The sequence below is a fragment of the Streptomyces sp. NBC_00273 genome (assembly GCF_036178145.1).
Lineage (GTDB): Bacteria > Actinomycetota > Actinomycetes > Streptomycetales > Streptomycetaceae > Streptomyces.
The window spans coordinates 2694333-2705314 of record NZ_CP108067.1 but is presented as its reverse complement, the minus strand read 5'-3'; the positions used below and the strand labels follow the sequence as shown (position 1 = coordinate 2705314).

The 10982-nt window shown below is 67.7% G+C and carries 8 protein-coding genes; 7 read left to right on the top strand and 1 reads right to left on the bottom strand.

Going from position 1 to position 10982, the window contains the following annotated elements; all coding sequences use genetic code 11:
* Nucleotides 1–3 precede the first annotated feature (3 nt).
* From OG386_RS11335 to OG386_RS11310, 6 genes are all read left to right on the top strand, one after another.
* A complete protein-coding gene (locus OG386_RS11335; RefSeq protein ID WP_327382478.1) occupies nt 4–222 on the top strand; it encodes an MbtH family protein in 219 nt (72 codons plus the stop codon).
* Between the two features lie 91 nt (nt 223–313).
* Nucleotides 314–4324: an amino acid adenylation domain-containing protein gene (locus OG386_RS11330; protein WP_328788040.1), complete on the top strand. Its 4011-nt coding sequence runs from the start codon at nt 314–316 to the stop codon at nt 4322–4324.
* Nucleotides 4324–5514: a cytochrome P450 gene (locus OG386_RS11325; protein ID WP_328788039.1), complete on the top strand. Its 1191-nt coding sequence runs from the start codon at nt 4324–4326 to the stop codon at nt 5512–5514. Before OG386_RS11330 ends, OG386_RS11325 begins: the two co-directional genes overlap by 1 nt.
* Before the next feature lie 197 nt (nt 5515–5711).
* The gene (locus OG386_RS11320) at nt 5712–6134 is read left to right on the top strand and encodes a hypothetical protein (protein ID WP_328788038.1); all 423 of its coding nucleotides are present in this window, start codon (nt 5712–5714) and stop codon (nt 6132–6134) included.
* A complete protein-coding gene (locus tag OG386_RS11315) occupies nt 6131–6640 on the top strand; it encodes a DUF3995 domain-containing protein (RefSeq protein WP_328788037.1) in 510 nt (169 codons plus the stop codon). Before OG386_RS11320 ends, OG386_RS11315 begins: the two co-directional genes overlap by 4 nt.
* Nucleotides 6641–6689: 49 nt before the next feature.
* Nucleotides 6690–7868, top strand: coding sequence for a macrolide family glycosyltransferase (locus OG386_RS11310; RefSeq protein ID WP_328788036.1), 1179 nt, complete (start codon nt 6690–6692; stop codon nt 7866–7868).
* A gap of 52 nt (nt 7869–7920) precedes the next feature.
* Here OG386_RS11310 and OG386_RS11305 read toward each other — a convergent pair whose 3' ends face one another.
* Nucleotides 7921–8703, bottom strand: a complete 783-nt coding sequence (locus OG386_RS11305) for a PIG-L deacetylase family protein (protein WP_328788035.1) — start codon at nt 8701–8703, stop codon at nt 7921–7923.
* 187 nt (nt 8704–8890) lie between these two features.
* Between OG386_RS11305 and OG386_RS11300 the strand changes: the two genes are divergently transcribed.
* Complete coding sequence (locus OG386_RS11300; RefSeq protein ID WP_328788034.1) at nt 8891–10852, top strand: ABC1 kinase family protein; 1962 nt, start codon at nt 8891–8893, stop codon at nt 10850–10852.
* Nucleotides 10853–10982: the final 130 nt, after the last annotated feature.

The following is a 10982-nucleotide window of genomic DNA, read 5'->3' as shown; positions in this document are numbered from 1 at the left end:
ATCATGAGCAACCCGTTCGAGAACCCGGACACCTCCTACTTCGTGCTCGTCAACGACGAGGGCCAGCACTCCCTGTGGCCGGCGTTCGTCGCGATCCCGGGTGGCTGGACCGCCGTGCACGGCGAGGACAACCGGCAGGCCTGCCTGGACTACGTCAACGAGAACTGGACCGACATGCGGCCCAAGAGCCTCGCCACGGCGATGGACGCCGCCGCTGCCTGATCCCCGGGCTCCCAGGGGGCCGGTGACACCCCACCGGCCCCCGCCGCCCGCCGACCTCCGCACCGCTGGATCTGACCGAGGATGAAACGCCATGTCTGACCGACAGGAAGTCTGGTTCCCGCTGACGGCCGCCCAGAGCGGCATGTGGTTCGCCCAGCGTCTGGACCCGGACAACCCCATCTACAACGGCGGGCAGTACGTAGAGATCCACGGCCGGCTGGACCCCGAGCGGTTCGAGGAAGCGGTACGCCGCGTCGTCTCCGAAACCGAGGCAGCGCGGATCCGGCTCTCCGAGGACGCGGACGGCCCCCGCCAGAGCGTCGGCCCCGACACGGACTGGGTCTTCTCCCGGCTCGACCTCACCTCCGAGCCCGACCCGGGCGGGGCCGCCCGGGCCTGGATGCGTCAGGAGCTGAGCCGTCCCGTGGACCTCCTGGCGGACGTGCTGTTCGCCCACGCACTGCTGCGCACCGGCACGGACCGGTTCATCTGGTACCACCGGTGCCACCACATCGCGCTCGACGGCTTCAGCAGCGCCCTCGTGGGCCGCCGGGTCGCCGAGGTCTACACCGCGCTCACCTCCGGCGAACCCTGTGGGGACAGTCCCTTCGGACCCCTGCGGGACCTGGTGGACGCAGACGCGGCCTACCGGGTGTCGGACCAGTACGAAGAGGACAAGGCGCACTGGACCGAGAGCTTCGGCGACAGGCCGGTCCCCGCGAGCCTGTCGGGCAGCCGGCCCGTCACCCCGGACGGACTGCTGCGCCGTACGGCCTTCCTCGACGGGTCGACCACGCAGGCGCTGCGCCAGGCGGCCAGTGACGCGGGAGTGCCGTGGGTCGTGGCGGTGACGGCCGCCTTCGGTGCCTACCACCAGGCGCTGACCCGGGGCACGGAGACCGTCCTCGGCCTGCCCGTGACCACCCGGCTCGGCCGGACGGCCCTCAACACCCCCGGCATGGTCTCCAACGTGCTTCCGCTCCGCCTCGCGGTACGGCCCGACATGACGCTGCCCGAGTTGCTGAGCCACACCTCCCACGAGATGCGCGCCACCATGCGGCACCAGCGCTACCGCTACGAGGAGATCCGCAGGGACCTCGGCCTCCTCCAGGACGATCAGCGACTGGTCGGTCCGCAGGTCAACATCATGACGTTCGGCGCCGAGTTGGTCTTCGCCGACTGCACGGCGACCGTGCACAGCCTGAACCTGGGACCGGCCGACGACCTCTCGGTGGTGGTCTATCCCCAGCCCGACGGCCAAGGTCTCCAGATCGACTTCGAGGGCAATCCCGATCTCTACGGCGAAGAGGAACTCGCCGACCACCAGGACCGGTTCCTGGGCTTCCTCGGCCGACTCGTGGAGATCGGCACCGAGCTGCCGGTGGGTGGGGTTGATCTGTTGGGTGGGGTGGAGCGGGAGCGGTTGTTGGTGGAGTGGAACGGGGGTGGGGGTGTTGGTGGTGGTGTTGGGGATGCGGTGACGTTGTCGGGGTTGTTTGAGGAGCAGGTGGGGTGTGCTCCTGATCGTGTTGCGGTGGTGTGTGAGGGTGTTTCGGTTTCGTATGGGGAGTTGAATGCGCGGGCGAATCGTCTTGCGCGGGTGTTGGTGTCGCGTGGGGTGGGGCCTGAGGGTTTTGTGGGGTTGGTGTTGCCGCGATCGGTTGATTTGGTGGTGGCGGTGCTGGCGGTGTTGAAGGCGGGTGGTGCGTATGTTCCGGTGGATCCGGATTATCCGGCGGATCGGATTGCGTATGTGTTGGGTGATGCGGGTCCGTCGTTGGTGTTGGTGACGGAGGAGAGTGCGGGGAGTTTGCCGGAGGGTTTTGGGGTTCCGGTGTTGGTGTTGGATGCGGTGGATGTGGTGGGGGAGGTTGCTGCCGGGTCGGGTGTGGATTTGGTGGCGGGGGAGCTTTTGGGTGGGGTGTGGTCGGCGAGTCCGGCGTATGTGATTTATACGTCGGGGTCGACGGGGCGTCCTAAGGGTGTGGTGGTGCCGCATGGGAATGTGGTGCGTTTGTTTGGGTCGACGGATCGGTGGTTTGGGTTCGGCGCGGATGATGTGTGGACGTTGTTCCATTCGTTTGCGTTTGATTTTTCGGTGTGGGAGTTGTGGGGGCCGTTGTTGCGGGGTGGGCGGCTGGTGGTGGTGCCGTTCTCGGTGAGTCGGTCTCCGGTGGAGTTTTTGGGGTTGTTGGTTGATGAGGGTGTGACGGTGTTGAATCAGACGCCGTCGGCTTTTTATCAGTTGATGCAGGCGGATCGGGAGAATCCTGGGGTGGGTTCGGGTCTGGTGCTGCGGTGTGTGGTGTTTGGTGGTGAGGCGTTGGATGTGTGGCGTCTTGGGGATTGGTTTGAGCGGCATTCGGATTCGGCTCCGGTGTTGGTGAATATGTATGGGATTACGGAGACGACGGTTCATGTGAGTTATGCGGCGTTGGATTCGGGTTGTGTGGGTGTGGGGCGGGGTGTTGCGGGGAGTGTGATCGGTGAGGCGATCGATGATTTGCGGGTTTATGTGTTGGATTCTGGTTTGAGGTTGGTTCCGCCGGGTGTGGCGGGGGAGTTGTATGTGGCTGGGGCGGGTTTGGCGCGGGGGTATTTGGGGCGTCCGGGGTTGTCTTCGGAGCGTTTTGTGGCGGATCCGTTTGGTGGTGTGGGTGGGCGGATGTATCGCACGGGTGATGTGGTGCGGTGGTCGCGTGGGGGTGTTTTGGAGTTTGTGGGGCGTGCGGATTCTCAGGTGAAGGTGCGGGGTTTCCGTATTGAGGTGGGTGAGGTCGAGGCTGTTTTGGCGGGGCATGCGGGTGTGGGGCATGCGGCGGTGGTGGTGCGGGAGGACCAGCCGGGGGAGCGGCGGTTGGTGGCGTATGTGGTGCCGGTGGCGGGTGTGGTGGTGTCGGGTGTGGAGTTGCGGGGTTTTGCGGGGTCGGTGTTGCCGGAGTACATGGTGCCGTCGGCGTTCGTGGTGCTGGATGCGTTGCCGTTGACGGTGAACGGGAAGTTGGACGTGCGGCGGTTGCCGGTGCCCGAGGTGTCGGGTGTGGTGGGTGGTCGTGCGCCGCGGACGCCTCGTGAGGAGGTGTTGTGCGGGTTGTTCGCCGAGGTGCTGGACGTGCCCCGGGTCGGGATCGACGACAACTTCTTCGACCTCGGCGGACATTCGCTACTGGCGACCCGCCTGTTGACCCGCGTCCGGGAGACCTTCGGCGCCGAACTCACGATCCGCAGCCTCTTCGAAGCCCCCACGCCGGCACACCTGGCGTCGCAGCTCGAGGACGGCACCGAACAGGGCGGTCCGCTGGACGTCCTGCTCCCGCTGAGGCCCTTCGGCTCGCGCCCGCCGGTGTTCTGCGTACACCCCGCCGGAGGCCTCAGCTGGTGCTACTCCGGACTCATCAAGCACATCGGTCAGGAGTACCCCGTCTACGGTCTCCAGGCGCGCGGCCTGGACAGCGACGAGGCGATGCCGGGGACCATCGACGCGATGGCCGAGGACTACATCGAGCACATCCGCACGGTGCAGCCGGCCGGCCCCTACCGCTTCGTCGGCTACTCCTCGGGCGGCGTCATCGCGCACGCCATGGCCACCCGCCTGCAGTCGATGGGAGAAGAGGTCGACTTCCTCGGGATCCTGGACACCTACCCCGGCCAGCGCCTTCCGGAGACCACCGAACAGGCCATCCTCGCCGACCTGCTGCGCTGGGTCGGCTATGACCGCCGCTACCTGGGCAAGGGGCCGCTGACCCACGAACGGGTCACCCAGGTGCTCCAGCGCCTGGGGAGCGCCATGGCCAGCCTGGAGAAGCGCCACATCGAGGCGATCAGCAAGATCTACGCGAACAACAGCGCCCTCTTCAACGAGTTCGTCCCCGAGCGCTTCGCGGGCGACATCACGCTCGTCGTGGCGACTCTGGACAAGATCGACATTTCCCCGACCCCCGAAACCTGGAAGCCCTTCGTGGACGGCGAGATCGTCACCCGCGAAATCGACCGCAAGCACACCGACCTCATGAAGCCGGGACCCCTGGCCGAGATCGGCCGCATACTCGCCGAGCGGCTGCAGATCATCGACGCCTGCCCGGAGCACGGGAAGGAAGACTGATGGAAGAGAACCCCGAGGTGCCCGCGGCGCGCAGGCCCGAACCGGATGCGCAGTTCTTCGCGGAACTGCGGAAGATGCGGGAGAACGAACCCGTCTTCTACGATCCGATGACCGGCCAGTGGGACGTCTTCCGCTACGCCGACGCGCAGCACGTCATGTCCAGCAACCACATATTCCAGAACGATCTCACCGAGTTGACGCCGCCGCAGGAGGACTACGACCTCTTCTTCATCGGCAACATCGCGGCCAAGGACCAGCCGCGCCACCGCCAGCTGCGGCAGCTCGTCAGCAAGGCGTTCAGCGCCCGCTACATGGCCGGCCTGGAACCGCACGTCACCGAAATCGCCACCGGTCTCCTGGACGAACTCCAAGGCAGGGAAGTCTTCGACCTCGCGGAGGACTTCGCCTCGGTCTTCCCGGTACTGATGATCGCCGACATCCTCGGCACCCCCCGCGAGGACTCGAAGCTGTTCGCCCAGTGGGCCCACGCGCTGCACACCGGAGTCCCCTCGATGAAGGGGATGCTGGACAACGCGAAGCACTACCGGGGCCTGAACTCCTACATGTTCGACCTCATCAAGGAGCGCCGGGCGGCTCCCAAGGACGACCTGATCAGCCTTCTGCTCGAGGCCCGCGTCGAGGGCGAGCGACTGCAGGACGTCGACATCGTCGGATTCGTCGGCATCCTTCTGCTGGGCGGGATCTCGACCAGCTCCGCACTCGTCACCAACATCGCGCTCCTCTTCGACCGGGCCCCCGACGCCTGGCGCGAAGTGCGGGCCGACCGGTCCCTCGTGCCGGCCGCCATCGAGGAGATCGTGCGGCTCCGGCCCTCCTTCACGAACGCCCGCCGCATGACCAGTTGCGAGACGGAACTGGGCGGCCACGTCATCCCCGAGGGGGAGGTCGTCAGGGTGTGGATCCCCTCCGCAAATCGCGATGACGCGCACTTCGAGAATCCGGACCGATTCGACATCCATCGGACCGGAAACCGGCACATTGGTTTCGGCCATGGAATCCACTACTGCATCGGCGCTCCACTGGCCAGGCTGGAGGGGAGTACCGCCTTCAATCTCTTGCTGGACCGGTACGCTGAACTCGAAGTTGTCCACGGCGACGGAGTCACCCTGCTCGACACCGGGAGCATGCTCGGCGCGGAGCGACTGCCCGTATCGGTGACCCGCGCCTGAGCACTGGGCAACGCCCCTGTGCTGCAGGGGCGTTGCTCTCCAGTAACGAGAGTTGGCATGCTGTGACGGAGAAATTCCGTGGTCGGGTGGTAGCCAGATTTAGCACCTGGTTCCCCGTTTCGCTGTGGCACGGATTACCTGCGTTCATAGTGGGGGGGAATTTCTTCATCTACTCCACTTCGAAGGCGATATACGGAATGCAGGGAAAGCTGGGACTCCCCGGCGGACCTAAGGTGACGGGCGACAACGGACACACGAATCCCGCGCTCGACCAGTTCGTACTCGCCGCGCTGGGCTTCGCCGCCGCCCTCCTCGCGTTCGCCACCATCCATGCTGCCGGCCGCAGGATTCCGCGGTGGCTGCTGATGGTCGCCCTGCTCGGGGCCCTCGTACCGATGGGCGCCGGAGGGGCTGCCATCGTCTACGACTCGACCGTCGGGGGCGGGCAGATCGGCTGGACCGTGTCCGACGCGCTCACCGCGAGCCTGCTCCTCGTCCTGTGGTGCGTGATGATCTGGGGCTACTTCCAGCGCACGCGCCGGCGTCCCCGTACCGGCGACGGAACGGCCACCGACGGAACGGCCACCGACGTCACCGCCGTGCGGGAGGCGGGAGAGTGAGCACGTCGTCCCGGCGCGCGGCCACCCGCGAGCGGTGGCGGCTCATCGGCATCCGGGCCACCGTCGCGTGCACCGGGCTCTACGGCGCCATGAAGGTCTACTGGGCGCTCGGCGGTTCACTGCTCCTCGCGCAGACCCCCGTACCGGCCGAAGCCAGGCAGAAGCTCATCGATCAGGACCCCGAAGCCATCACCAGCCACTGGCAGTTCGTTGCCGCCGTCGCGCTGGCGCTCGTCTACGCCTCCGCGGTGGCGCGGCCCTGGGGCGAGTGGATGCGCAGGATGCCGCGCTGGATCCTGCTCCTGCCCGCCGTCCTCACGTTCCTCATGATGACCGCCCGCGCGGTGCTGCTCGTCATCGGGGACGTGGGCGTCATCTGGTTCGACTGGCAGGGCACGGTCTACCTGGCCTGGTGGGACCTGCTCCTGTGGTCCCCCTACTTCCTCGTGTGGGGTCTGTCCTGGGGGCTGTTGGCGTGGGGTCACCGCCGGGCGGCCACCGGCTAGACCGGCTACGACCGCCCTACCCACTGACACTCCTCTAGGAGCGGAGCACATGTCGCACATCGCACTCTTCAACATCCCCGGTCACGGGCACGTCAACCCGACCCTGGCCGTCGTCGCCGAACTGGTTCGCCGCGGGCACCGGGTCAGCTACGTCATCACCGAGGAGTTCGCCCCCCAGGTGGAGGCCGCCGGCGCCACCGCGGTCGTCTACGACTCGACGCTGCCGCCCACCCACCGCAGCCAGGACTGGCCCAACGACGACATCGTCGCGATGTCCTCGCTGTTCCTCGACGAGGCCGTCACCGTGCTCCCGGCCCAGGAGAAGGCCTTCGAGGACGACAGGCCCGACCTGGTCCTCTACGACTTCACCGCCCACACCACCCGGATGCTCGCGCAGCGCTGGGGCGTTCCCGCGATCAGGCTCTCGCCGACGCACGTGCCCTCCGAGGGGTACGTCGAGCACCGTGAGGTGATGCAGGAGCTGATGGCCGAGGACCCGGCCTGGGTCGACTACCGCCGCAGGTTCCGTGACTTCCTCGACCGGGGCGGCGTCACGATGTCGGTCAACGACTACACCGACGAGCCCGAACGGTGCGTGGTCACCCTGCCGCGACAGTTCCAGTTCCGGGGGGAGACGGTCGACGACCGGTACGTCTTCGTCGGCCCCTGCATCACCGAACGCCCTCTGCAAGGCAGTTGGCGGGCTCTGGACGACGGCCGACCGGTCCTGTTGATCTCGTTGGGCAGCGTGCTCAGCGACACGGCGTTCTACCAGCAGTGCTTCGAGGCGTTCGGCGGACTGGACTGGCACGTGGTGATGGTCGTCGGCGGCCAGACCGACCCCGCGGACCTCGGAACGCCGCCGCCGAACTTCGAAGTCCACCGCAGGGTGCCGCAGCTCGAGGTGCTCGCCCGGGCCGATGCCTTCGTCACCCACGCGGGGATGGGCTCGGTCATGGAGGCCATCCACCACGGGGTGCCCATGGTCGCCGTCCCGAAGTCCGCGGACCAGCCGATGAACGCGCAGTCGATAGCCCGGTTGGGTCTCGGTTCGTTCCTACCTCCCGAGGACGTCGACGCGGACGCACTGCGCGCCGCGGTGCTCGCCCTGGCGGCCGATCGGGAACTGCCCGGCCGGATGGCGCGGATGCAGGAACAGGTGCGTGCCGCTGGTGGTCCGGCCACCGTCGCCGACCTGGTCGAACAACGGCTCGCCTCCCGCGGATGACGAAGGGCGGGGCCCGGGTGGTACCACCCGGGCCCCGCCCTTCGTGCGGAGGTCAGAGCCGGTCGAAGCCCACGTTCCAGAACAGCTCGGCCCGGCCGGTGAGGCCGTGCTCGCGGGCGTGCGCGGTGGCATGGGAATCGAAGACCGGCCTGAACTCCGGCTCGTTCGGCCAGAGCATGGTGAGCTGCGAGTCGTAGGCCTCTATGGCCCGGTACTTCGCCTCCCACGCCGGGTCCGTGGCGGTTTCGGCGACGCTGGCGGTGAAGCGGACCCCCTCGGGCAGGGCGGGAAGCTCCGTGGTGCGGTGCCCGTACGGCAGGTCCTCCCAGCACAGGGTCGGTACGCCCCGGGTGGCAGCGGCCAGGACCGCGTCACGGGTGCGCCGGTGATCCAGGTGCCCCCCGATCGCCGCGCAGGTGAGGACGGTGTCGGGCCGGAGTTCACCGACCAGGTCGGTGATCGTGTCGGCCAGCCGGGCGGCCAGTTCGGGTTCGTGCTCGCCCTCGGGGGGCACGCCGTCCATCCCGATCAGCCAGCCCTCGCCGTCCGTGGTCCTGCGGTACACGGCATCGAGGAACGAGCCGTGTCTCTCCGCCACCCCGAGCAGCGACATCGCCAGGCGGTCCTCGGCCTGGCGGTGCACGACGGGGGCGTCGCCCAGCCCCCACAGGCCGTGCAGATAGGCGGCGACCGGGGAGAAGGGAGGCATAGGCCGGCCGGCGAACACGGTGAACACCGTGACCTCGACGCCTTCCGACGCCAGCTCGAACAGCCGGCCACCGGCCGACAGCACGGCATCATCCAGATGGGGCGAAATTGCGAGTACACGGCGCACGATGCTCTTTCCTTAAGTCCTCTGCGCGGTAGCGAGCTTCCCGGCGCGGCTGAAGTGCGCATCATTCAACTGCGGCATCAGCGGGTGACCAGCCCCGATCCCCGAATCTGGCAGGTTGCTGCGAGTTCCTTGAGCCCCTCCGTCCGGCCTTCCTAGGATCAGCGGCCGGGGCTCGGCACAACGGGTGGTGGCAGAGATCGAAATGTTCTTCGGCGTGGCATTCAGCGTCATCGTCTTCATCGTGATCTTCGCTGCCGTGGCGCAGCGGCTGCTCGGTCTGCGGGTCGGGATCATCCGCACGCTGCTCACGGGACTCGTGGGCACGGTGGGTCTCGCCGTCTTCGGTGCCGCAATGCAGCGCCCCGAACAGGGCGGCGCCATCACCACCGTGCAGATCGGGTGCACGTTCTTGCTGGCCACCGCCTTCCTGGCGGTCTCCGAAGTGGTCGTACCGTCCGGGTCCTCGGGCTCGCCCGCCGGCTGGCTGCGGGCGGTCCGCTCCCGGGTGGCCCGAGCGTCCCGCTATTCACACATCATCGCCATCGCCGTACGGCACGGACTGCGTCCGTACCTGCGCCGGGGACGTGACTCCGACGGGGTCCCCACCACGGGCAGGGCCCGGCTCGTACGGTCCCTGCGGCTCGCGCTGGAAGAGGGCGGCGCGACCTTCGTCAAACTCGGCCAAGTGCTGTCGACCCGCCACGACCTCTTGCCCCCGGAGTTCATCGCCGAGCTCAGCAAGCTCCAGTACCAGGTTCCGGAGGAGCCCTGGAAGGAGGTGGAACGTCTCCTCGAGCAGGACCTGGGAAGGCCGCCGGGAGAAGTGTTCGCCCACTTCGAGCAGGAACCGCTGGCCGCGGCGTCCATCGCCCAAGTCCACCGCGCCCGCCTGCATTCGGGCGAAGAGGTCGTCGTCAAGGTGCAGCGGCCCGGTGTCCGGCCGCTCGTCGAGCGCGATCTCGACATCATCTGCCGGCTCGGCCGGATGCTGGAGACGCGCACGTCCTGGGCCCGGGCCCTGGGAACAGCAGAACTCGCCGAGGGATTCGCAGCCTCCGTGGAGGAGGAGCTCGACTTCCGGATCGAGGCGCAGAACCTGGCGGCGGTGACCAATGCCTGGAGCCGCCGCGAGGAGCAGAAGATCGGGCTTCCCGTCGTTCACGAGGAACTGAGCGGCGAGAGGGTCATGGTCCTGGAACGGCTCCCGGGCCTGCCGATCAGCGTGGCGTACAGGTCCATCGACGAGCGCTTCACCACGCGGACCGACATAGCCCGGAACCTGCTGTTCAACATGCTCCAGCAGATCCTCGTCGACGGCATCTTCCACGCCGACCCGCATCCGGGGAACATCCTCCTCAGCGACGACGGGCGGATCTCGCTGGTCGACTTCGGCTCCGTCGGGCGGCTCGACGGTCAGCTCCGCGCGGCACTGGGCCGCTACCTGCTCGCCATCCACCACGGCGACCCGGCCGCCCTGTGCGACGCGCTGCTCGAACTGGTCGCCCGCCCCGACGAGATCAACGAGCGTGAACTGGAGCGTGCGCTGGGCCGGTTCATGGCCCGTCACCTCTCCGGTGGGTCGGTCCCCGACTTCCAGGTGTTCGCCGACCTGTTCCGGCTGGTGGCCCGGCACGGGCTGGCCGTACCGCCGGAGGTGGCCGCCGTGTTCCGGGCGCTCGGCACCCTGGAGGGCACCCTCACCAAGGTGTCCCCGGGCTTCGACGTCATCGGCGAGGCTCGGACCTTCGCCGACGGCGAGCAGGAGGGCCGGGGAGGGTTCGGATGGGGGAACGCCCGGTCGTCCGGCCCGGGCTTGGACCTGCACGCGGCGGTGACGCTGCTCCAGCGGTTGCCGCGCCGCCTGGACCGGGTCACCAGCGCGCTGGAACAAGGACGACTCGGAATGAGCGTCAGACTGTTCGCCGATGCGCGCGACCGCAAGTACCTGAGGTCGCTCGTGCACGAAGTGCTCATCACGTTTCTCGGAGCCACGAGCGGGGTGATGGCCGTCATCCTGCTGGCCATACCCGGAGGACCGGATATAGCGGAGGATCTCAGTCTCTTCCGTCTGCTCGGTTATCACTTGCTGGTCATCAGCGCGGTGCTCGTCCTGCGCATGCTCTTCACGGTTTTCCGGGCAAAACGCTGACGGGCCGTGCTCGTGCGGGGCCTTTTGCGTTCCTGTCGTGCCGGAGAATTCCCGGCCTGGTGACAGGTTCCGGTCACGGGGGTGGGTCGGTGGTCGGGGTCGCTGCGATCGTGGTGCGAAAGCTGACTTC

Excerpts from the sequence above, each read along its gene's own strand:
- OG386_RS11335 (WP_327382478.1), top strand. The coding sequence starts at position 4 with ATGAGCAACCCGTTCGAGAACCCGGACACCTCCTACTTCGTGCTCGTC.
- OG386_RS11330 (WP_328788040.1), top strand. The coding sequence starts at position 314 with ATGTCTGACCGACAGGAAGTCTGGTTCCCGCTGACGGCCGCCCAGAGC.
- OG386_RS11325 (WP_328788039.1), top strand. The coding sequence starts at position 4,324 with ATGGAAGAGAACCCCGAGGTGCCCGCGGCGCGCAGGCCCGAACCGGAT.
- OG386_RS11320 (WP_328788038.1), top strand. The coding sequence starts at position 5,712 with ATGCAGGGAAAGCTGGGACTCCCCGGCGGACCTAAGGTGACGGGCGAC.
- OG386_RS11310 (WP_328788036.1), top strand. The coding sequence starts at position 6,690 with ATGTCGCACATCGCACTCTTCAACATCCCCGGTCACGGGCACGTCAAC.